The organism is Streptomyces sp. NPDC002306, from assembly GCF_053593435.1.
Map to the genome: position 1 here is coordinate 661,659 of NZ_JBSFCK010000002.1, position 22,366 is coordinate 684,024.

Genomic DNA, 22,366 nt, shown 5'->3' on the forward strand with positions numbered 1-22,366 from the left:
CGGGGGGACGGGTCAGCCGACCTTGAACTCGATGCGCGTGGAGGGGCCGACGCGTCCGTACACGTCCACGGTCGCCACCTCGGCCACGTACAGGCCCGTCCTGGTCGGAGTCCACGTCACGGAGGTGTCCGAGGTCCGCTGGTACCCCGAGTCGGCGCCTCCGAAGATGCGCCACTGGTAGCCGCCGATGAGGCGGTCGTCGCCGGCCTGGCGGCTCATCGCGACCGTGATGGGCTGGCTGGTGCCACCGTGACCGACGCAGTCGTTCGCCGTGCACTCGGTGTACGGGGCCTTGAGGGAGAGGAGCGGAACCTGCGGCGCCGTACGGGTCGCCGGCGTGAGCCGGTCCACCGTGACCGTGGGCGAAGGCGCGGAGTCAGCGCCGGCCGAGTCGACCGAGGCGACGTAGTAGTACGCGACCCCCTTGGGCGCGGTGGCGTCCTCGACCCCGTTCGCCCCGATCGCGACGTCGTTGAGGAGAGTCCAGGCGCCGTTCGGGTCGGTGCGCCGGTACACGTGGAAATGCCATGCGTCGGTCCCCGGGAACGCCCAACCGAGGACGGTGTAGCTGTCCCGCGGTGTCACGGTGACGGGCTGGGGTGCCGACACCGGGGCCGGGGCCGGGCGGACGGCCTCCGCGGACGCGGAGACGGGCGAGATGTTGCCGGCCGCGTCCACGGCGTGCACCCGGTATTCGACCGTGCCGCCCACCGGGGCGGTGGTGTCCAGCCACGAGGGACCGAAGACGATCCGCGGGCCCGTGAACTCCTGCTCGCCGGCCGGCCGCGCCCACGCCTCGTAGTGCGCGGTGTCGTCCGCGTTCGCCGTCCAGCGCACGTTGTTGCCCGCCGTGCTGCCGGTGGCCTCGACCCCGGTGACCTGGGCGGGCGGGGTGGCGTCGGGGGCGCCCGTGTCCGCGTTCGCCGACGGCGCGGACGTGTTGCCCGCCGTGTCACCCGCGACGACCCGGTAGTACCAGCGCTTGGTGACGTCGAAGGAGGGCGTGTCCTGGTACGAGGTGTCCGTGAGTTCGGCGGACACCGCCTCGAAGGGCCCCGCGGCGGAGGACGCCCGGTAGACGCGGTACCAGGCCGCTCCCTCGACCGGGTGCCACTGCGTCCGCACGGCCGCCCCGGTCCTGGTGGCGCTCAGCCCGCCGGGAGCGGCGGGTGGCGTCCGGTCGAGGGTGGTGACGGTCTTGTCGGCGGTGCCGGTGGACGTGTTGCCGGCCTTGTCGTAGGCGCGCACCTCGTAGGAGTAGGCGTCCCCGGTGCGCGGCAGCGAGGTGTCGGTGTACGAGGTGGAGGTCGTCGTCGCCAGCGGCCTGCTGCCGAAGGCCGTCCCTTCGAGCCGCCGGTAGACCCGGTAGCCCGCGAGGTCCATCTCCTTGTTCTTGGACCAGCTCAGCTTCGCCCGGCCATCGGCGTACGAGAGCGAGGCGCCGCCCGGGGTGAGCGGCTTGACCTTGTCGACGGTCGCCGAAGTGCGCGGCGTGTAGGCGAAGGTGACGTTCGCCGCGTCGGTCCAGTTGACGAAGTCGACGCGGAGGGTGTGCCTGCCGGAAGGGACGGTGACGTCGACGGTCTTCTTCCGGGTGGTGGAGACGTCCTTCCAGAGATCCACCTTGCGGGCGCCGTCGAGGTAGACGCGGATGCCGTCACGCGATGCCGCGGACAGGGCGAAGGGGCCGCCGGAGCCGAAGTCGCGGGTGACGGTCCAGCGGACGCCGAAGGCGTTCCTCGGGAGCCCTGGGGCCGGCGCCCCGGCGCCCCAGTTCTCGTCGATCCGCGCGTCGCAGTCGGTCTTCCTGGGGGTGCCGGAAAACGTGGTGTTCGCGAAGAATTGCCGCTTGTACGCGGGTGAGACGCAGCTCGCGGTCGCGGCCGAGGCGGGCACGGCGCCCGCGGTCAGCAGTCCGCCCGCGGTGGCGATCAGCACCGTCGCCGTGAGAACCGGTCTGCCGAGCTTTCGCGCGCTGTGTGCCATGTGCTCCGCCGGTCCCGCCGCCATACCTGGCCCCATGCGTGTCCTCCTCCGGTCGTCGGCGCCGCGGTCAGGGGCGCGGCACCGGCGATCAAGACCTCCGAGAAGGACGGTTGGTTGTGCGCCACGGACGGGGAAGAAGCCAACCGGAAGCCGGGACGCACAACGTCGAAGGGCCCCACCTTGCGGTGGGGCCCTTCGACGTATTGCCCGGTGAGAGCAATGGCGGAGGATACGAGATTCGAACTCGTGAGGGGTTGCCCCCAACACGCTTTCCAAGCGTGCGCCCTAGGCCTCTAGGCGAATCCTCCGGTCGGAACATTACATGACCGAGAGGAGTGCTTGCGAACTCGTTCCGCACCGCCGGCATCAGGTACTGTTTGGGCAGCCCCTCACGCGGCGCTATCTGACTGAACTCCCCCAGGGCCGGAAGGCAGCAAGGGTAGGTCGGCTCTGGCGGGTGCGTGGGGGGCGCTTGCGTTCGCGGGCGGGGCGGTTTGTCGGTGGTCGCCTATAACCTCGTACGCGTGTCGTCTCTCGCGCTGTACCGCCGTTATCGCCCGGAGTCTTTCGCCGAGGTCATCGGGCAGGAGCATGTCACCGACCCGTTGCAGCAGGCGCTGCGGAACAACCGGGTCAATCACGCGTACCTGTTCAGCGGTCCCCGCGGGTGCGGCAAGACGACCAGCGCGCGCATCCTCGCCAGGTGCCTGAACTGTGAGCAGGGTCCCACGCCGACCCCGTGCGGCATCTGCGACTCATGCCAGGACCTGGCACGCAACGGGCCGGGGTCCATCGACGTCATCGAGATCGACGCCGCGTCGCACGGTGGTGTGGACGACGCCCGTGATCTGCGGGAGAAGGCCTTCTTCGGGCCCGCCCGCAGCCGGTACAAGATCTACATCATCGACGAGGCCCACATGGTCACGTCGGCCGGCTTCAACGCCCTGCTCAAGGTCGTCGAGGAGCCGCCGGAGCATCTGAAGTTCATCTTCGCGACCACCGAGCCCGAGAAGGTCATCGGCACGATCCGGTCGCGGACCCACCACTACCCCTTCCGGCTCGTGCCGCCCGGCACCCTTCGGGACTACCTCGGCGAGGTGTGCGGACAGGAGGCCATCCCCGTCGAGGACGGCGTCCTGCCGCTCGTCGTGCGCTCCGGCGCCGGGTCCGTGCGTGACTCCATGTCCGTCATGGACCAGCTGCTGGCCGGCGCCGGTGCGGACGGTGTGACGTACGCCATGGCCACGTCCCTGCTCGGCTACACCGAGGGTTCGCTGCTCGACTCCGTCGTCGAGGCGTTCGCCACCGGTGACGGCGCCGCCGCCTTCGAGGTCGTCGACCGCGTCATCGAGGGCGGCAACGACCCGCGGCGCTTCGTCGCCGACCTGCTGGAGCGGCTGCGCGACCTGGTGATCCTGGCCGCCGTGCCGGACGCGGCCGAGAAGGGGCTCATCGACGCCCCCGTCGACGTCGTCGAGCGCATGCAGGCCCAGGCGGGCACCTTCGGCGCCGCCGAGCTCAGCCGCGCCGCCGACCTGGTCAACGAGGGACTCACCGAGATGCGCGGCGCCAACTCGCCCCGCCTCCAGCTGGAACTCATCTGCGCCCGCGTACTGCTGCCCGCCGCCTACGGCGACGCGCGTTCCGTGATGGCCCGCCTGGACCGCATCGAGCGCGGCGTGAACTTCGCCGCGGGCGGCGGCGCGCCCACGGCGGCGTACGTACCCGGGCCCGAGGTCCACGGGGGAGCGCTGCCCGGCGGTGCTCCGGCAGCGCAGTCTCCCGCCGTCGGGGCCGTTCAGCCCGGGGGCGGGGCCGCCGCGGCCCGGGCCGCGGTGCGCGGACCGGGCGGCGGCCAGACCCCGGCCGCCGCGGCCCAGACCCCGGGCGCGCCGCAGCCTCAGCCACAGCCGTCCGTGGCCCCTCCGGCCGCCGCTCAGCCCCCGGTCCCCCAGGACCCGGCCCCGGCGCTGGCTCCTGTCTCGCCCCCGCCCGCGGCGCAGGACGTCCAGGCCCCCGCCCCCGCCGACGCGAGCGCGCAGACGCCGGCGCCCGGTGCCTGGCCCGCCGCGACGGCCGCAGGCAGTGGCCGTCGGCCGGGCGGCTGGCCCACCGCGGCGCCCGCGGGCGGCGGCCCCGGCCGGCCTCCGGCCTCGCCCCCCGCCCCTGCCGCCCCCGCCGCTCCGGCGGCCACCCCGGCCCCGGCCGCGGCCTACGCGCCCCCCGCCGGTGGCGTCGACCCCCGGATGCTCTGGCCGAACATCCTGGACGCGGTGAAGAACCGCCGCCGGTTCACCTGGATCCTGCTCAGCCAGAACGCCCACGTCGCCGGTTTCGACGGCACCACCCTCCAGATCGGCTTCGTCAACGCCGGCGCGCGTGACAACTTCACGAGCAGCGGCAGCGAGGACGTCCTGCGGCAGGCGCTGTCCGAGCAGTTCAGCGTCCAGTGGAAGATCGAGGCGGTCGTCGACCCGTCGGGCGGCGGCTCGACACCCCCGGCGACGGGCGCCCCCGCCGGCTACGGAGGCGGCGGCTTCGGCGCGGGAACGGGCGCCGGGTCCGGTGGCTACGGCGGAGGCGGCGCCCCCGCCGCGCAGCGCCCGGCACCCGCGCAGCCCACGCCCCCCGCTCCGGCACCCGCCGGCCCCTCGGCCCACTCCTCGTCGGCCGCCCCGGCGGCGGCCCCCGCACCCCGGCCCGCCGCCCCCGAGCCGCCCCCGGTCTCCCCCGAGGACGACATCCCGGAGGACGACGACCCCGACCTCGACGAGTCGGCCCTCTCCGGGCACGACCTGATCGTGCGGGAACTCGGGGCGACGGTGGTGGACGAGATCTCCAACGAGTAAACGAGTAGAAGCCCGCCTTCGGCCGCCGCTCGCCACCCGCTCCGCCCGCCGCCCGCTCCGCCCGCCACCCGCCACCCGCTCCCCCCGGCTTCCGCCCTCCCTCCGTCCGCCCGGTTCGGAGGAACACACGACGGCGTCGCCCCCGCCGTCCGGGCGACCCGCACAAGGCAGGCCGCCCGCGCCCGTTAGGCTGACCCCCGTGAAGGTCCTCGTCATCGGCAGCGGCGCCCGCGAACACGCCCTGTGCCGCTCCCTGTCCCTCGACCCCGACGTCACCGCGCTGTACTGCGCTCCCGGCAACGCCGGCATCGCCGAGGTCGCCGAGCTGCGCCAGGTCGACGCCCTGGACGGCGCCGCGGTGTCCGCGCTGGCCACCGAGCTCGGCGCCGGGCTGGTGGTCGTCGGCCCGGAGGCCCCGCTGGTCGCCGGGGTCGCGGACGCCGTGCGCGAGGCGGGCATCCCCGTCTTCGGCCCGTCCGGTGAGGCCGCGCGGCTCGAGGGCTCGAAGGCCTTCGCGAAGGACGTGATGGCGGGGGCCGGTGTCCCCACGGCACGTTCCTACGTCTGCACGACCGCCGACGAGATCGCCACGGCCCTCGACGCCTTCGGCGCCCCCTACGTGGTCAAGGACGACGGACTCGCCGCAGGCAAGGGCGTCGTCGTGACCTCCGACATCGAGATCGCGAAGGCGCACGCGGCCGCCTGCGACCGCGTCGTCATCGAGGAGTTCCTCGACGGCCCCGAGGTGTCCCTCTTCGCGATCACCGACGGCGAGACGGTCGTCCCGCTCCAGCCCGCCCAGGACTTCAAGCGCGCGCTGGACGGCGACGAGGGTCCGAACACCGGCGGCATGGGCGCGTACTCCCCGCTGCCGTGGGCCGACCCGAAGCTGGTGGAGGAGGTGCTGGAGACCGTTCTCCAGCCCACCGTCGACGAGATGCGCCGCCGCGGCACGCCGTTCTCCGGTCTGCTCTACGCGGGACTCGCGATCACCGGCCGGGGCGTACGGGTCATCGAGTTCAACGCTCGCTTCGGCGACCCCGAGACCCAGGTCGTCCTGGCCCGGCTGCGGACCCCGCTCGCCGGTGTCCTGCTGGCCTCGGCCAACGGCACCCTCGACGACCTCGCGCCCCTGCGCTGGAGCGAGGACGCCGCGGTCACCGTGGTCGTCGCCTCGCACAACTACCCCGACACCCCGCGCACCGGCGACCCGATCACCGGCCTCGACGCGGTGGCCGCCCAGGACGCCCCGCACGCGTACGTCCTGCACGCGGGCACCCGGCACGACGGCGACGCCGTGGTCAGCGCGGGCGGCCGGGTGCTCTCGGTCACCGCGACCGGCACGGACCTCTCCGAGGCCCGTGACCGCGCCTACCAGGCGGTCGCCCGCATCGGACTCGACGGCTCCCAGCACCGTACGGACATCGCGGCGAAGGCGGCCGCGGGCGCGTAGCCGGCGCACGAAACCCCCGCCGACCTCGGTTTCCCCCTGACTCGGGCCCCGGAGAAATCCGGGGCCTGATCTTTGCTTTCCGTCATCCACCTCTGACCAAAGCCATTCCATCGAGTGACCGATGTCCTATCCGGCTGACGGAGGCCGGAGCCCCAACTAGGGTGCGGCGCAAGCATTCCGGCACTTGGCCCACCGGCATTGCGATGTCGGTGGCGGATGCCACAGTGGGGGAGTGAGCTTCGCCAGGACAGCCGGAACCACCGGGACAGCCAGGTCAGCAGGGAGGGGGTGAGTCCGGCCGTGACCGGGATCGGTGTGGAGGTGGCCGCGCAGGCAGCGCGTTCGCGGGCGCTGGGCGTGCTGCGCATGCGCAGCCGGGCGCTGGCGGTGGCTCTGCTGCCGGCGGCCGTGGCGGTGATCCTGCTGGCCGGCGGGTCCACCGGACACCTCGTGGGCCGGGGCTGGGACGTCGCCCGCTGGATCGTCACCCCCTTCGCGGCCCTCGTGCTGCTCGCCGCCGCGGTCATCGGCCTGGTGGTGGCCCGGGCCCGGCCCGCCGTCAGCCCGACGGTCCCGATCGCCGAGGAATCCGCTCCCGATCTGTACCGGCTGGTGCGCGACCTCGCCGACCGTCTGGACGTTCCCGCGCCGTCGGCCATAGCGCTCACCCCGGACTGCGACAGCTGGCTGGAGGACCGCACCCACCCGCCGCACGGCCCGCCCCCGCCGCCGGACGGCCCGGCCCGCGACGAGATGGCCGACCTGGGCCGACCGCCCCGCCGGACCGCCGCCACCGTCCTGGTCATCGGCTCCCCGTTCCTGTGGTGGATGCGCGTCGGCGAGCTCCGCGCGGTCCTCGCCCCGGTCGTCGCCGGTACGGGCCCCTCGGCGCACCCCGACATAGCCGCCGCCCGCCGCTTCGTGCGCGGTCTGGACGCGGCGGTGGCCGTCGCCTCGACGCCCGGCCGCTGTCTGCCCTCGCGCACGGTGTGCGCGGGTATCGGCTGGGTGGCCCGGCTCCTGCTGCGCGGCTGCCGGGAGCACGCGACGCTGATGGAGCGCGGGGTGGCGGCGGCCGCCGCCGAGCGGGCGCAGGCCGTGGACTACGGGCTCAGGATCGTCGCCCAGGAGCAGGTGGGCCTCGCGTACGCGGGCTGGGACCGCCTGCTGACCCGGGTGGCGCTGCCCGCCTGGCGGATGGGCCGCTGGCCCTCCCGGCTGGACGCGGGGGTGGTGGCCGCTCTCACCGAGCTGTCCCGCCGCGACCGCCTCGCCGAGGGCTTCACCTCCCGGCTGGGCGAGCGCCCCGCCTGCGATCTGCTCGAGGAACCCGGTCTGGTGGACGAGGCCGCCTCGCTGCTCGCCGCCCGCCTCTTCCACGGCGGCCCGGCCGAGCCCGGCCCGGACTGGGCCCCGGTCGACTGGCAGGAGTACCCGGACGAGGTCGTCGACCGCAAGTGGCGTACCGACGCGGCCCGGCTGCACCGCGTGCTGGACGCGCTGGGCGTCCGCCGTTCCGCCGAACGCACCGCGCCGCACCCGGGCGGCCCGACCCTGGCCCGGGTGCTCGACCACCTGGCGGTCCCCGACCCGACCGCCGCGGCGGCCCCGAAGCCGGCGCAGCCCTACGCGGCGATGGCCGCCGACGGCGGCGAGGACGCGCCCGAGGGCGGCACCGAGCGCAGCCTGGCGCTCGCCTCGGGCCTGACCGCGGAACTGGCCCGCGAGGAGGCCGCCGCCCCGGCGGTGGGGAAGCCGACCGTCGGCGCGGCGGGCCAGGGCCCCGACACGGCCTTCTGGGACGACGGCGGCCTGCCGCTCTTCCCGCTCCAGCCCCCGCGCACGCCCCGCGAACTCCTCGCCGACCATGTCACCGCGATGGTCTGCTGTGCCGCGATGGACACCGCCGGCGCCCTCCCCGGCCTCGACTGGCTCGACGGGCCGTCCCTCCTGATCGACGGCGTCCGCACGACCGACCTCGGCCCGCGGGTCCTGAGCCTCATAGAGGACGGCAACCCGGTTCCGCTGCGGACCTGGCTGGTGGAGTGCGGGATACGACCGGAGAAGCCGGTACGGCTCGTCTGACGGTGGGCAGACTTCCTGTCGGAGCCCCTGATTCCACTTTCGGCGAATTCGCAACGAATAGTGACAGCATGCGTGCGTAATGTGATGTGCTGGGACCGAACAAGCGCATGGCATGCGCTCGCGACATAAGACAGCAGCACAACAGCCCGCAAGCGCGGCAGCAGAACAGCTCGACAGCAGAACAGCGCGGTTGCTCGGCAGCACGAAGCGCCAAGGCACGGAAGCTCGGCACGCACCACATCGCACACGACCACGGGGGAGCCAGGGAGGGGGAGCGCGCATGGGGTCGGAGCAGATCCGCCGCTGGGAGTCGGGAGCCCTGGCGCACGCCGTGACGGATCCCTTCGGCCAGGGTCCCGTCCCCTGGCTGCGCGGCAGCGAGACGTACTTCGACGACACCGGCCAGGTCGTCCCCTGGTACGTGGACCCGGCCCCCGGCCAGGCCGTACGGCAGGGCACCCGCCGGGTCCCCGCCCCCCGGCCCGCCCCGGCCGGAGGCCCGCGCGCCGCCGACGACGTGCACCGCCAGATCAAGGGCTTCATCTCCACCGGCGCGGTCGCCCCCGGCGAGGCCGTCGACTTCCACGTCACCGTCGACCCGCCGCAGGAATTCGCCGTCGACATCTACCGCATCGGCCACTACGGCGGTGACGGCGCCGCCAAGATCACCACCAGCCCCCGGCTGTCCGGCATCGTCCAGCCGCCGCCGCTCATGGCCGACCGCACGGTCTCCTGCCATCACTGGTGGCTGTCCTGGCGGTTGCAGATCCCGCCGCACTGGCGCGTCGGCGCGTACGTCGCCGTCCTCACCACGGTCGACGGCTACCGCTCCCACATCCCGTTCACCGTCCGCGACGACCACCCGGCGGACCTGCTCCTGCTCCTGCCCGACATCACCTGGCAGGCGTACAACCTCTATCCGGAGGACGGCCGCACCGGGGCCAGCCTCTACCACGCCTGGGACGAGCGGGGCCGCCTGCTCGGCGAGGCCGACGCCGCGACGACGGTCTCCTTCGACCGCCCGTACGCGGGCGCGGGCCTCCCCCTGCACGTCGGCCACGCCTACGACTTCATCCGCTGGGCCGAGCGCTACGGCTACGACCTGGCCTACGCCGACGCCCGCGACCTGCACGCCGGCCGCGTCGACCCCACCCGCTACCGCGGACTCGTCTTCCCCGGCCACGACGAGTACTGGTCGACGCCGATGCGCCGTACCGTCGAACTCGCCAAGGAGCACGGCACCTCGCTCGTCTTCCTCTCCGCCAACACCATGTACTGGCAGGTCGAGCTGGGCCCCTCCCCGTCCGCCGTCCCCGACCGCCTGCTGACCTGCCGCAAGCGCAAGGGTCCGGGCAAGGCCGTGCTGTGGCGCGAGATCGACCGCCCCGAACAACAACTGGTCGGCATCCAGTACGCGGGCCGGGTCCCCGAGCCCCACCCCCTGATCGTCCGCAACGCCGACCACTGGCTGTGGGACGCGACCGGAGCGCACGAGGGCGAGGAACTCGACGGCCTGGTCGCGGGCGAGGCCGACCGCTACTTCCCGCGCGCCCCGCTCCCCGACCACGACGAGCGCATCCTGCTCGCCCACTCCCCCTACCGCGACAACGACGGCGCGCCGCGCCACCAGGAGACCTCGCTCTACCGGGCCCCGTCCGGCGCTCTGGTCTTCGCCTCGGGGACGTTCGCCTGGTCACCGGCCCTGGACCGGCCGGGGCACGTCGACGCCCGCGTCCAGCGGGCCACCGCCAACCTCCTGGACCGCATCTGCAAGCGCGACTGACCCGCTGTCCGGCCGCGTCCCCGCATACGGGACAATCGAGCCATTGGACAGAACCACGGGGAGGAACCGTGTCCGGATTCGTCGAAAAACCCGAACCCATCGAGGTTCCGGGTCTGGTGCATCTGCACACCGGCAAGGTGCGCGACCTGTACCAGAACGAGGCGGGCGACCTCGTGATGGTCGCCAGCGACCGCATGTCCGCCTACGACTGGGTGCTGCCCACCGAGATCCCCGACAAGGGCCGCATCCTCACCCAGCTCTCCCTGTGGTGGTTCGACCAGCTCGTCGACCTCGCCCCGCACCACGTCCTGAGCACCGAACTGCCCGCCGGCGCCCCCGCCGACTGGCGCGGCCGCACTCTCGTGTGCAAGTCGCTCCAGATGGTCCCGGTGGAGTGTGTGGCCCGTGGCTATCTCACCGGCTCGGGCCTCGCCGAGTACGAGCAGTCCCGCACGGTCTGCGGACTGGCCCTGCCCGAGGGCCTGACCGACGGTTCGGAGCTGCCCGCCCCGATCTTCACCCCGGCCACCAAGGCCGCGGTCGGCGAGCACGACGAGAACGTGGCGTACGAGGAGGTCGCCCGCCAGGTCGGCGCCGACACCGCCGCCCGGCTGCGCCAGGCGACCCTCGCCGTCTACGGCCGGGCCCGCGACATCGCCCGGAGCCGCGGGATCATCCTGGCGGACACGAAGTTCGAGTTCGGCTTCGACGGTGCGGACCTGGTCCTCGCGGACGAGGTCCTCACCCCGGACTCGTCCCGCTTCTGGCCGGCCGACGAGTGGCAGCCGGGCCGCGCGCAGGCGTCGTACGACAAGCAGTTCGTGCGCGACTGGCTGACCTCGGCCGAGTCCGGCTGGGACCGCCGGAGCGAGCAGCCCCCGCCGCCGCTGCCGCAGCAGGTGGTGGACGCGACCCGCGCCAAGTACGTGGAGGCGTACGAGAGGCTGACGGGCGTCGGCTGGTGAACGAGGAAGCCCCCCGGTGTGACACCGGGGGGCTTTTCCATGGAGCGGACGACGAGGCTCGAACTCGCGACCTCAACCTTGGCAAGGTTGCGCTCTACCAACTGAGCTACGTCCGCACTGCGCCGTGGCGCGAGAGCAACTATACCCAACCTCGCTCGCGCGCGAGACGCACGGCCGCGTGCCGGTTGTCGGCCCCGAGTTTGGAGACGGCCGAGGACAGATAGTTGCGCACGGTCCCCTGCGACAGCGCGGCCCGCCGCGCGATCTCCGCGACGGGCGCCCCGTCGGCCGCGAGTTCCAGCACCTGCGCCTCCCGCGCGGTCAGCGGCGAGTCGCCCGAGGCGATGGCGTCGGCGGCCAACTCGGGGTCGACGTAACGGTTTCCGGCGTGCACGGTACGGATGATCTCCGCGAGGCGCTGGGCGCTGACCGTCTTCGGGACGAACCCGCGCACACCCGCCACCAGCGCCCGCTTCAGATGGCCGGGCCGCCCGTGACTGGTGACGATCAGCACCTGGCAGGACGGGAGTTCGGCCCGCAGCGATGTGGCGACGCTCACACCGTCGGCGCCGGGCATCTCCAGGTCCAGGACGGCGACATCGGGCGCGTGCGCCATCGCCATCGCCAGCGCCTCCGGACCGGTGGCCGCCTCGGCGACGATCAGCAGGTCGTCCTCCAGCGAGAGCAGCGCGGCGAGCGCGCCCCGGATGAGGTGCTCGTCGTCGGCGAGCAGCAGCCGTACCGGTGCCGTCATGCGGTGACCTCGCCGACCGCGCCCGCCGTCAGGGGCACTTCCGCCACCAGCCGGAATCCGTCCCCGCCGACGGCCCCGGCCGCCAGCGTCCCGTCCACCGCCCGCAGCCGCTCCCGCAGCCCGGCCAGTCCCGACCCGGTGGCCGCGCCCGACCCGTCGGCCTTCTCCGTCCTGTCGAGGCCCGACCCGTCGGCCTTCTCCGTCGTGTCGAGGCCCGACCCGTCGGCCCTCTCCGACCGGGCAAGGTCGGCCCCGTCGGCCCCGTCGGCCCCGTCGGCCCCGTCGGCCCCGTCGGCCCCGTCCGTCCCGTCCGTCCCGGCGGTCGCCCCGTCGTTCTCCACCGTCAGCACCACTCGTTCCTCCAGCACCCGCAGGCGCACCGTGCACCGGCCGGCGTCCCCGTGCCGCAGCACATTGGTCGTCGCCTCCCGTACCACCCAGCCGAGCGCCGACTGCACCTTGCCGGGCAGCCCGGCCGCCTCGCCCGAGACCTCGCAGGCGATCCCGGCCGCCGTCAACACGCCCTGGGCGCCGGAGAGTTCGACGGCGAGATCGGCCTCGCGATAGCCGCGTACGACATCGCGTACCTCGCGCTGCGACTCCCGCGCGATCCGCTGTACCTCGATCATCTGCTCCACGGCCTCGGGCCGTCCACGCCGGGCCAGCTGCACGGCCAGCTCGCTCTTCAGCGCGATCACGGCCAGGTTGCGCCCCATCACGTCGTGCAGGTCCCGCCCGAACCGCAGCCGTTCCTCGGCGACGGCCAGCCGGGCGCGGGTCTCGCGGGCGTCGTCGAGTGCGTAGACGGCGTCGAGCAGCCAGACGGAGAAGACGGAGGTGAAGGCGAAGAAGCCGCCGCCGAGCAGCACCGTCAGCATGGTGAACAGGGTGACGGAGCCGGGCAGGCCGAGCGGGAACGCCAGGCATCCGGAGCCCACCGCGAAACCGGCCACGACCGCGAACACCCGGCGCCGGTTGCGCACCCCGAGCGCGATGACGCCGGCCCCGAAGACCAGGACGACCCCGAAGATCCCGCCGGCCGCGGTGTCGACGCCCTCCTGGTCCGGGCCGCGCTCCGCGACACCGATCGCCACGACGGCGGCCACCGCGGTGACGGCGGCGAGCGTCCACAGCAGCCGGACGGGCCGCTCGCGGCGGCCGCGGGTCCAGTCCAGCGCCCGTGACGCCGTCATCAGACAGACCGTCGCGTGCAGCGCCACCAGCGTCAGCAGCGAGCCGCCGAGCCCCGGCCCCACCGTGCCGACGACCGGCAGCCCGGCCCAGGTGATCTCGATCGCTCCGAAGAAGTGGAACGACCACCGCGTGTACGTCTCGACCTTCGCCGGTGTGCTCTTTCCGCGCCACCAGCGCCCCGGCCGCCTGCGCATCGTCCCGTGCCCCCCGTACCTCAGCGCCGCGGTTCCCAGCGGAACCACCGCCGTACAGCAAACACCGCGAGCCCGGTCCAGGCCAGGGCGGTGGTCACGGCACCCAGCGCCTCGTACGCGCTCAGACCGCCGGTCCAGCCGCCGCGCACCAGTGTGATCACCGGTGACAGCGGCAGCAGCGCGCACACCGAGGCCAGCCGGTCCGGCAGCAGTTCCAGCGGGACCGTCACACCGGAGCCGACCATCGACACCAGCACCAGCGGGAACGAGGCCACCTGCGCGCTCTCGACGCTCGGCGCGAGGGCCGAGGTGACGGCGGCCAGGGACGCGCACAGGACGAGGCCCGACAGCAGCCCGAGAACGGCCAGCTGGGGTGCGCGGGGCGCGGACATGTCGAGCAGGGCGGCACAGCCGGCCGTCAGCAGCAGCGACTGGACCAGTCCCACGGTGACCGAGGGGAGCGCGGCCCCGGCGAGGATCTCGGCATCCCGCAGTTCCCCCGTGCGCAGCCGCTTCAGGACGAGTTCCTCGCGCCGCGCGGTGTAGGCGCCGACGAGCGCCGAGTAGACCGCGAACAGCAGCGAGAACCCGATCGCGGCGGGCATGATCACCAGTCCGACGGTGAGTCCGACGTCCTCGACGTCCATCTGCTCGACCGCGGACCGCACGCTGAACGGCAGCGCGAGCGGCACCAGTACGGCCGCGACGATCGTGCTCCTGCTGCGTCCCAGCAGGGTCAGCTCGGCCCGCGCGAGGGCGGCCATGCGGCCCGCGGGGGTGGTGACCGCGCCGCTCACGCCGCACGCTTCTCGGCGGCGGAAGCCCCGTCGAAGGCACCCCCGGACGTGGAACCGGCCCGGGTCGCGCCCGCGGAACCGGCCCCGGACGCGTCTTCGGCATCCGTCCCGGACACGCTCCGGGAACCCGCCCCGGACAGGCCCCCGGCCCCCGTCCGCGACGCGATCCCGAGGAACGCCTCCTCCAGCGACGCCGGCCGCATGTCCAGCCGGCCCAGTGCGACGCCGTTCCGTTCGGCCCACACCAGCAGCCCGGTGGCCGTCCGCTGCAACTCGTACGTGCGCAGCCGTACCGTCCGGCCGTCCACCCCGTGCCCGCACACCCCGAACTCGCGCAGCGGCGGCAGGTCCCCCACGAAGTACCCGGTGGGCAGGTCGAAGGAGATCCGTGACGGCTGGGCGGCGGTCACCTCGGCCGGTGTCCCGGCGGCGGCGACGCGCCCCCGGTGCAGGATCGCCAGCCGGTCGGCGAGTGCCTCCGCCTCCTCCAGGTAGTGCGTGGTGAGCAGCACGGTCGTCCCGGCGTCGCGCAGCGCGCGCACCAGGTCCCAGGTGTCCCGGCGCCCTTCGGCGTCCAGTCCGGTGGTCGGCTCGTCCAGGAACAGCACCTCGGGCTCACCGAGCAGTGCCAGCGCCAGGTCCAGGCGCCGCCGCTCGCCCCCGGAGAGCTGTTTCACCCGTACGTCCGCCCTGGCCTCCAGTCCGACCAGGGCCAGCGCCTCCCGCTGCGGGCGCGCCCCGCTCACGCAGGCCGCCCACATCCGGGTGGTCTCGGCGACGGTCAGCTCGGCGGAGAACCCGCCCTCCTGCAGCATCACCCCGGTCCGCGGCCGCACGGCGTCGCGGTCGGCGTACGGGTCGAGGCCCAGGACCCGGACCCGTCCCCCGGCCGGCCGGGCGAGCCCCTCCAGCAGTTCGACCGTCGACGTCTTGCCGGCCCCGTTGGTGCCGAGGAGTGCGAAGACCTCGCCGCGGCCGACATGGAAGGTGATCCCGCGTACGGCCTCGAACCCGCCCCCGTACACCCGCCGCAGGTCGGTGACCTCGATCACGTGCTCGCGTTCGTCGGTATCCATGCCCTCAGCGTCCCGGCGGACCGGGCCCGGCGGGAGTGCGCGCTGTCATCACCGCGGATGACAAATGTCAGAAGCGGCACCGATGCCGGAGGAGAGACACGGGCGGCACGAAAAAACCCCGGTCACGGGGACCGGGGTTTTCGTGGAGCGGACGACGAGGCTCGAACTCGCGACCTCAACCTTGGCAAGGTTGCGCTCTACCAACTGAGCTACGTCCGCATTGCCTCCGACCGGCTCTCACCGATCGGCGCGAGCACCAGCCTACCTGATCCACAAGAGTGGTCATGGCCGTGCTGCAGAGCGGGTGACAGGAATTGCACACTGCGCCTTCCCCCTGGAAGGGGGATGTTCTGCTACTGAACTACACCCGCATGTACTCCGTGAGGTGGGGTTTTTCGCCCTCGCCCCTCGGCGTGCTCCAGACTCTAGCTGACCAGGAGGGGTGCAGCGCAAGTCGGTTGTTCCGAGGGGCGCGTGACCGGGCGTCGGCCGACCGCTCACTGAGCCGCGGAGAACGCCTCGTAGACCTTCTTGGGGATCCGCCCGCGCGCGGGGACGTCCATCTTGTTCGCCTGGGCCCAGGCCCGGACGGCCGCCGGGTCGGGGGCGACCTCCGTCTGCCGGTAGGCCTTGCCCGACTTCGACCGCTTGCGGCCGGCGTCCACGTACGGGGCGAGTGCCTTGCGCAGTTTCCTGGCATTGGCTTCATTCAGGTCGATCTCGTACGACCTGCCGTCGAGTCCGAAGGCGATCGTTTCCGCCGCTTCCGAGCCGTCGATGTCGTCAAAGAGAGTGACTACGACCTTCTGCGCCACGAATATCGGTCCCTTCGTGCGGCATCTCAGTGATGACGTGCCGGGACGCCTCGGAGATGCCGACTGTCCGCCTGTTAATGGACAAAGTATCGGCTATTGCCAATTCATTTGTACAGTGCTCGGCAATGCAATGTGAAGCCCGACTAAATCTCTCCGCGTGTCCGGGCGCAATAGATGCCGGGTTCCGATCCCGGATCTTTCCCGGAAATTTTCATGCGAGCCCCCTCCGATGCGGGATCGTGATGGCCGTCACGTAGTTTCCTACAACTCTACCCGCGTAGAAATTTTGTGCGGGTAGTCTGAAGGGACCTGCTCAGCACCACACACCGGGAGTGCCAGTGGCACGCGTCGTAGTCGACGTCATGCTCAAGCCGGAGATCCTCGACCCCCAGGGCCAGGCGGTGCAGCGCGCACTGCCGCGGCTGGGTTTCGAAGGCATCTCCGACGTACGTCAGGGAAAGCGATTCGAACTGGAAGTTGACGGGCCGGTCGACGAGGCCGCCCTCGCCCGCATCCACGATCTTGCGGAATCCTTCCTCGCCAACACCGTGATCGAGGACTTCACCGTCAAGGTGGAGGAAGTCGCGGAGGCCGCGAAGTGACCGCTCGTATTGGCGTCGTCACTTTCCCGGGCAGCCTCGACGACCGGGACACGCAGCGCGCGATCCGCCTCGCGGGCGCCGAGCCCGTCGCTCTCTGGCACAAGGACAAGGACCTCCACCAGGTCGACGCCGTGGTGCTGCCCGGCGGTTTCTCCTACGGCGACTATCTGCGCGCCGGCGCCATCTCCCGCTTCTCGCCGGTGATGGAGACCGTCATCGCGCAGGCCAAGGACGGCCTTCCGGTCCTCGGTATCTGCAACGGCTTCCAGGTCCTCACCGAGGCCCATCTGCTGCCCGGCGGGATGCTCGGCAACGACCACCTCCACTTCATCTGCCGCGACCAGAAGCTGCGGGTGGAGAACGCGGACACCGCCTGGACCGCCGACTACACGGCCGGCCAGGAGATCCATATTCCGCTGAAGAACATGGACGGCCGCTACGTCGCCGACGAGTACACCCTCGACCAGCTCGAGGCCGAGGGCCGGGTCGCGTTCCGTTACGTGGACGTCAACCCCAACGGCTCGCTGCGCGACATCGCCGGCATCACCAACGAGGCCGGAAACGTCGTGGGCCTCATGCCGCACCCGGAGCACGCCGTCGAGCCGCTGATCGGCTCGGGCCGCACCGACGGCCTCCCGTTCTTCACCTCGATCCTCAAGAAGCTGGTCAACGCATGAGCCGGACGCCTCTGGACACGGTCGAGCACGCGGCCGCTACCCCCGACGTCGAGCTGCCCTGGGCCGAACTCGGTCTGAAGAAGGACGAGTACGAGCGGGTCGTGGAGATCCTCGGCCGTCGGCCCACCGGTGCCGAGCTCGCCATGTACTCGGTCATGTGGTCCGAGCACTGCTCGTACAAGTCCTCGAAGGTGCACCTGCGCCAGTTCGGCGAGAAGGCTCCGCAGTCCGACGCGCTGCTCGTGGGCATCGGGGAGAACGCCGGTGTCGTCGACGTCGGCCAGGGCTACGCGGTCACCTTCAAGGTCGAGTCGCACAACCACCCGTCGTACGTCGAGCCCTACCAGGGCGCCGCGACCGGTGTCGGCGGCATCGTCCGCGACATCATCGCGATGGGCGCCCGGCCGGTCGCCGTCGTCGACCCGCTGCGCTTCGGCGCGGCGGACCACCCCGACACCAAGCGTGTCCTGCCGGGTGTCGTCGCCGGCATCGGCGGCTACGGCAACTGCCTGGGCCTGCCCAACATCGGCGGTGAGGTCGTCTTCGACTCCTGCTACCAGGGCAACCCGCTGGTCAACGCCGGTGCCATCGGCGTGATGCGGCACGAGGACATCCACCTCGCGAAGGCGTCCGGCGCGGGCAACAAGGTCATCCTCTACGGGGCCCGCACGGGCGGCGACGGCATCGGCGGCGCGTCGATCCTCGCCTCCGAGACCTTCGACGACGCCAAGCCGTCGAAGCGTCCGGCCGTCCAGGTCGGCGACCCCTTCCAGGAGAAGCTCCTCATCGAGTGCACCCTGGAGGCCTTCGCCGAGAAGCTGGTCGTCGGCATCCAGGACCTCGGCGCGGCCGGTCTGTCCTGCGCCACCAGCGAGCTCGCGTCCAACGGCTCCGGCGGTATGCGGGTCACCCTGGACGACGTCCCGCTGCGCGACTCGACTCTGTCTCCCGAGGAAATCCTCATGAGCGAGTCGCAGGAACGCATGTGCGCGGTCGTCGAGCCGGAGAAGGTCGACCGGTTCCTGGAGATCTGCGACAAGTGGGATGTCATCGCCACCGTCATCGGCGAGGTCACCGACGGCGACCGGCTGGAGATCTACTGGCACGGCGGCAAGATCGTCGACGTGGACCCGCGCACGGTCGCCCACGACGGTCCGGTCTACGAGCGCCCCTACGCCCGCCCGTCCTGGCAGGACGCGCTCCAGGCCGACGACGCGAACAAGCTGCCCCGCCCGGCGACGAGCGAGGAGCTGAAGGACCAGGTCCTGAAGCTGGTCGCGTCCCCGAACCAGGCGTCGAAGTCCTGGATCACCTCCCAGTACGACCACTTCGTGCAGGGCAACACGGTGCTGGCCCAGCCCGAGGACTCCGGGATGATCCGCATCGACGAGGAGACCGGGCTCGGTGTCGCCATCGCGACCGACGGCAACGGGCGATACGCCAAGCTCGACCCGTACGCGGGCGCGCAGCTGGCCCTCTCGGAGGCGTACCGCAACGTCGCCACCACCGGCGCCAAGCCCCTCGCGGTCTCCGACTGCCTGAACTTCGGCTCGCCCGAGGACCCGGCCGTCATGTGGCAGTTCGCCGAGGCCGTCCGTGGTCTCGCCGACGCCTGCCAGCAGCTCGGCACCCCGGTGACCGGCGGCAACGTCTCGCTCTACAACCAGACGGGCGAGGCGGCCATCCACCCGACGCCGGTCGTGGCCGTGCTGGGCGTCATCGACGACATCGCCCGCCGTACGCCTGTCGCCTTCCAGGAGGAGGGCCAGCTGCTCTACCTCCTCGGTGACACCCGCGAGGAGTTCGGCGGCTCGGCCTGGTCGCAGGTGATCCACGACCACCTCGGCGGTCTGCCGCCCAAGGTCGACCTGGAGCGCGAGCGGCTGCTCGCCGAGATCCTGATCTCCGCCTCCCGCGACGGCATGGTCGACGCCGCGCACGACCTGTCCGACGGCGGTCTGATCCAGGCCGTGGTCGAGTCGGCGCTGCTCGGCGGCAAGGGCGCGCGACTCGTCGTCCCCGACGGGCTCGACGCCTTCACCTTCCTGTTCTCGGAGTCGGCGGGCCGCGCGGTCGTCGCCGTTCCGCGTTCGGAGGAGCTCCGCTTCAACGACATGTGCGGCGCGCGCGGTCTGCCCGTCACCCGTATCGGTGTCGTCGACGGTGACACGGTCGAGCTCCAGGGCGAGTTCGCGCTGCCCCTGGCGGAGCTGCGCGAGGCCCACGAGGGCACGATCCCGGCGCTGCTCGCGTAGGGCGCCTGTCTCACGCACGGCGCTCCGCCCCCGCGCGGGACGCCCGCAGGAGTACGACGACGAAGGCCCCGCCCGTTCCCCCGGGCGGGGCCTTCGCCGTGCGAGGCCGTGCTCGGGACCGCCGGTGGCGAGGGCCTCGGCGACCACGTCGGTGCCAGGTCCTCCGCGCCCGCGTCGACCGCGCCACCGGCCGCCGCACCCCGCCCGGGCCGCCCGGAACGGCTCGGTCGGCGACGACCGACGACCGGCCTGATCCTGGCGAAAGGCCCTAGGCTCACCGGCATGTCCCCGGCAAAGAAGCGCACCCGGACCTACGACCCCGTCAGGACCCGCACCGCGGTCCTCGCCCAGTTCGGGAACGTACGGGCGGCCGTCCCCGCCCTCACCCCCGAGCGGCTCGCGCTTCCCACCCGGCTCGGGGAGTGGACCGTACGGGACCTGGTCGCGCACCTCGGGACGAGCCTCTCGGCCGTCGGCCGGTTCCTCGACGAGCCGGAGCCCGCGAAGCAGGACGCCACCGTGCTCGACTGGCCGTTCGCGACCTCGGCCGGGTCCGGGCGCATCGCCGACACGGGCCGCCGGCTCGCCGAGCGCCACGGGGACCTCGACGCCCACCTCGCCGAGGTCGAGCGACGCTTCACCGAGCTGCTCGCCGAGCATCCCGGCGGCCGGCTGCTCGCCACGAACGCGGGCGCCATGCCGCTCGCCGACTACCTCGTCACCCGGACCGTCGAGCTCGTCGTGCACACCGACGACCTGAACGCCGCCGTGCCGGGCCTCGACATCCCGTACGACCGTCAGGCGCTGGCCGCCTGCACCCGTCTCCTCGCCGACGCGCTCGCCGTGCGGGCCCCCGGTGGTTCCACGGAGGTGCGCGTTCCGCCGTTCGCTGTCGTGCAGTGCGTAGAGGGCCCCCGGCACACCCGCGGCACCCCGCCCAACGTGGTCGAGACCGACCCGCTGACCTGGATCCGGCTGGCGACCGGACGCCTGGGGTGGCGGACCGCGATCGAGGAGGCCCTGGTCGTCGCGAGCGGGGAACGGGCGGACCTCGGGGCCCTCCTCCCGCTGCTGACGTGACGGAAACCGGCCCGTCCGGCGGGCGAAGCGTGTGCGACGCCTCACTCGCACCCGTCGAACGGCCCCCACGCGGTCGCCCCGACCGCTCGCGCGGCCATCGACCCGCTCACCACACCGGCCCGCTGACCAGCGGAAACGAAAAAATCCTCCAAGCGTTCGCCGCCGCGCGCTTCCTTACCGACCGGTAACCCCAATTCGGACCAGTGGTCGATCTCGCCTACACTCGGTGGCGTGCCACGTGGTGACGGTCGACTCAGTCATGATCTGCTCCCCGGCGAGAAAGGCCCCCAGGACGCTTGCGGCGTCTTCGGTGTCTGGGCTCCCGGCGAAGAGGTCGCCAAGCTCACTTACTTCGGGCTCTACGCCCTGCAGCATCGGGGCCAGGAATCCGCGGGCATCGCGGTGAGCAACGGCTCCCAGATCCTCGTCTTCAAGGACATGGGTCTCGTCTCCCAGGTGTTCGACGAGACCTCGCTCGGTTCGCTCCAGGGTCATATCGCGGTCGGACACGCCCGCTACTCGACCACCGGCGCCTCCGTGTGGGAGAACGCCCAGCCGACGTTCCGTGCCACCGCGCACGGTTCCATCGCCCTCGGCCACAACGGCAACCTGGTGAACACGGCGCAGCTCGCCGAGATGGTCGCCGACCTGCCGAAGGACACCAACGGCCGCTCCACCCGCGTGGCCGCCACGAACGACACCGACCTTCTCACCGCCCTGCTGGCGGCCCAGGTCGACGCCGACGGCAAGCCGCTGACCGTCGAAGAGGCCGCCCAGACGGTCCTTCCGCAGGTCAAGGGTGCCTTCAGCCTCGTCTTCATGAACGAGCACACGCTCTACGCCGCCCGTGACCCGCAGGGCATCCGCCCGCTGGTCCTCGGCCGGCTGGAGCGCGGCTGGGTCGTCGCCTCCGAGTCCGCCGCCCTCGACATCTGCGGCGCCAGCTACGTCCGCGAGATCGAGCCGGGCGAGTTCGTGGCGATCGACGAGAACGGTCTGCGCACCTCCCGATTCGCGGACGCGAAGCCCAAGGGCTGTGTCTTCGAGTACGTGTACCTGGCCCGCCCGGACACCGACATCGCCGGCCGGAACGTGTACCTCTCCCGGGTGGAGATGGGCCGCCGCCTGGCGAAGGAGGCCCCCGCCGAGGCCGATCTGGTCATAGCGACCCCGGAGTCCGGCACCCCGGCCGCGATCGGCTACGCGGAGGCGTCCGGCATCCCCTTCGGCGCCGGTCTGGTCAAGAACGCCTATGTGGGCCGGACCTTCATCCAGCCCTCACAGACCATCCGCCAGCTGGGCATCCGCCTGAAGCTGAACCCCCTCAAGGAAGTCATCAAGGGCAAGCGTCTGGTCGTCGTCGACGACTCGATCGTGCGCGGCAACACCCAGCGCGCCCTGGTCCGTATGCTCCGCGAGGCGGGCGCGGCGGAGATCCACATCCGGATCTCCTCGCCGCCCGTGAAGTGGCCCTGCTTCTTCGGCATCGACTTCGCCACCCGCGCGGAGCTCATCGCCAACGGCATGAGCATCGACGAGATCGGCACCTCGCTGGGCGCCGACTCCCTGGCCTACATCTCCATCGACGGCATGATCGAGGCGACCACCATCGCCAAGCCGAACCTGTGCCGCGCCTGCTTCGACGGCGAGTACCCGATGGAGCTCCCGGACCCCGAACTGCTGGGCAAGCAGCTCCTGGAGACCGAGCTGGCCGCCGGGCCCGCCGCCACGGCCGCGTCCGACGCGATCCGGCGCCCGTAGCGCCTCGCCCTACCTGCCGTACGACACGAAAGTTCTCACC

Annotated in this window: 16 protein-coding genes, 4 tRNA genes and 1 other RNA gene; 11 read left to right on the forward strand and 10 right to left on the reverse strand. The window is 72.4% G+C overall.

Annotation, left to right across the window (positions count from 1 at the left end):
• Nucleotides 1-12 precede the first annotated feature (12 nt).
• On the reverse strand, nt 13-2,022 hold the full coding sequence (locus ACWCQK_RS07400; RefSeq protein WP_451152846.1) for a fibronectin type III domain-containing protein: 2,010 nt from the start codon (nt 2,020-2,022) through the stop codon (nt 13-15).
• A gap of 184 nt (nt 2,023-2,206) precedes the next feature.
• Nucleotides 2,207-2,294: transfer RNA gene (locus ACWCQK_RS07405), tRNA-Ser, on the reverse strand.
• Nucleotides 2,295-2,366: 72 nt separating this feature from the next.
• Here ACWCQK_RS07405 and ffs point away from each other — a divergent pair.
• The 6 genes from ffs (at nt 2,367) to ACWCQK_RS07435 (ending at nt 11,121) form a co-directional block, all read left to right on the forward strand.
• Nucleotides 2,367-2,465: signal recognition particle sRNA small type (ffs, locus tag ACWCQK_RS07410), an RNA gene on the forward strand.
• A 45-nt stretch (nt 2,466-2,510) separates the two neighbouring features.
• Complete coding sequence (locus tag ACWCQK_RS07415) at nt 2,511-4,835, forward strand: DNA polymerase III subunit gamma and tau (RefSeq protein WP_451152848.1); 2,325 nt, start codon at nt 2,511-2,513, stop codon at nt 4,833-4,835.
• Between the two features lie 199 nt (nt 4,836-5,034).
• Nucleotides 5,035-6,288, forward strand: coding sequence for a phosphoribosylamine--glycine ligase (gene purD, locus ACWCQK_RS07420; protein WP_451152850.1), 1,254 nt, complete (start codon nt 5,035-5,037; stop codon nt 6,286-6,288).
• Nucleotides 6,289-6,588: 300 nt separating this feature from the next.
• The gene (locus tag ACWCQK_RS07425; protein WP_451152852.1) at nt 6,589-8,373 is read left to right on the forward strand and encodes a hypothetical protein; all 1,785 of its coding nucleotides are present in this window, start codon (nt 6,589-6,591) and stop codon (nt 8,371-8,373) included.
• Nucleotides 8,374-8,653: 280 nt separating this feature from the next.
• Entirely contained in the window at nt 8,654-10,156 is a 1,503-nt protein-coding gene (locus tag ACWCQK_RS07430) for a N,N-dimethylformamidase beta subunit family domain-containing protein (protein WP_451152854.1), read from the forward strand.
• A gap of 68 nt (nt 10,157-10,224) precedes the next feature.
• Nucleotides 10,225-11,121 (forward strand): phosphoribosylaminoimidazolesuccinocarboxamide synthase, encoded by an 897-nt coding sequence (locus tag ACWCQK_RS07435; protein ID WP_451152856.1) that lies wholly within the window; start codon nt 10,225-10,227, stop codon nt 11,119-11,121.
• 40 nt (nt 11,122-11,161) lie between these two features.
• On the opposite strand, the gene ACWCQK_RS07440 is transcribed toward ACWCQK_RS07435, so the two are convergent.
• The 8 genes from ACWCQK_RS07440 to ACWCQK_RS07475 form a co-directional block, all read right to left on the reverse strand.
• Nucleotides 11,162-11,237 (reverse strand) — tRNA-Gly (locus tag ACWCQK_RS07440).
• A 23-nt stretch (nt 11,238-11,260) separates the two neighbouring features.
• The gene (locus ACWCQK_RS07445) at nt 11,261-11,875 is read right to left on the reverse strand and encodes a response regulator (RefSeq protein WP_451152858.1); all 615 of its coding nucleotides are present in this window, start codon (nt 11,873-11,875) and stop codon (nt 11,261-11,263) included.
• Nucleotides 11,872-13,263, reverse strand: coding sequence for a sensor histidine kinase (locus ACWCQK_RS07450; RefSeq protein WP_451152860.1), 1,392 nt, complete (start codon nt 13,261-13,263; stop codon nt 11,872-11,874). The genes ACWCQK_RS07445 and ACWCQK_RS07450 overlap by 4 nt, the downstream gene beginning before the upstream one ends.
• A gap of 20 nt (nt 13,264-13,283) precedes the next feature.
• Nucleotides 13,284-14,060, reverse strand: a complete 777-nt coding sequence (locus ACWCQK_RS07455) for an ABC transporter permease (protein ID WP_451152862.1) — start codon at nt 14,058-14,060, stop codon at nt 13,284-13,286.
• Nucleotides 14,057-15,136: an ABC transporter ATP-binding protein gene (locus ACWCQK_RS07460; RefSeq protein WP_451152864.1), complete on the reverse strand. Its 1,080-nt coding sequence runs from the start codon at nt 15,134-15,136 to the stop codon at nt 14,057-14,059. Before ACWCQK_RS07460 ends, ACWCQK_RS07455 begins: the two co-directional genes overlap by 4 nt.
• Nucleotides 15,137-15,279: 143 nt before the next feature.
• Nucleotides 15,280-15,355, reverse strand: a tRNA-Gly gene (locus ACWCQK_RS07465).
• Nucleotides 15,356-15,435: 80 nt separating this feature from the next.
• Nucleotides 15,436-15,507: transfer RNA gene (locus ACWCQK_RS07470), tRNA-Gly, on the reverse strand.
• Between the two features lie 126 nt (nt 15,508-15,633).
• Complete coding sequence (locus ACWCQK_RS07475) at nt 15,634-15,951, reverse strand: histone-like nucleoid-structuring protein Lsr2 (RefSeq protein WP_385775446.1); 318 nt, start codon at nt 15,949-15,951, stop codon at nt 15,634-15,636.
• Between the two features lie 338 nt (nt 15,952-16,289).
• On the opposite strand from ACWCQK_RS07475, the gene purS reads away from it, so the two are divergent.
• The 5 genes from purS to purF all read left to right on the forward strand — a co-directional run bounded on the left by purS (nt 16,290) and on the right by purF (nt 22,326).
• Nucleotides 16,290-16,553, forward strand: a complete 264-nt coding sequence (gene purS / locus ACWCQK_RS07480) for a phosphoribosylformylglycinamidine synthase subunit PurS (RefSeq protein ID WP_015659417.1) — start codon at nt 16,290-16,292, stop codon at nt 16,551-16,553.
• Complete coding sequence (purQ, locus tag ACWCQK_RS07485) at nt 16,550-17,230, forward strand: phosphoribosylformylglycinamidine synthase subunit PurQ (protein WP_451152867.1); 681 nt, start codon at nt 16,550-16,552, stop codon at nt 17,228-17,230. Before purS ends, purQ begins: the two co-directional genes overlap by 4 nt.
• The gene (gene purL / locus ACWCQK_RS07490; protein WP_451152869.1) at nt 17,227-19,485 is read left to right on the forward strand and encodes a phosphoribosylformylglycinamidine synthase subunit PurL; all 2,259 of its coding nucleotides are present in this window, start codon (nt 17,227-17,229) and stop codon (nt 19,483-19,485) included. Before purQ ends, purL begins: the two co-directional genes overlap by 4 nt.
• 282 nt (nt 19,486-19,767) lie before the next feature.
• Nucleotides 19,768-20,565 (forward strand): sterol carrier family protein, encoded by a 798-nt coding sequence (locus tag ACWCQK_RS07495; RefSeq protein WP_451152871.1) that lies wholly within the window; start codon nt 19,768-19,770, stop codon nt 20,563-20,565.
• A gap of 231 nt (nt 20,566-20,796) precedes the next feature.
• The gene (gene purF, locus ACWCQK_RS07500) at nt 20,797-22,326 is read left to right on the forward strand and encodes an amidophosphoribosyltransferase (protein WP_451152873.1); all 1,530 of its coding nucleotides are present in this window, start codon (nt 20,797-20,799) and stop codon (nt 22,324-22,326) included.
• Nucleotides 22,327-22,366 lie beyond the last annotated feature (40 nt).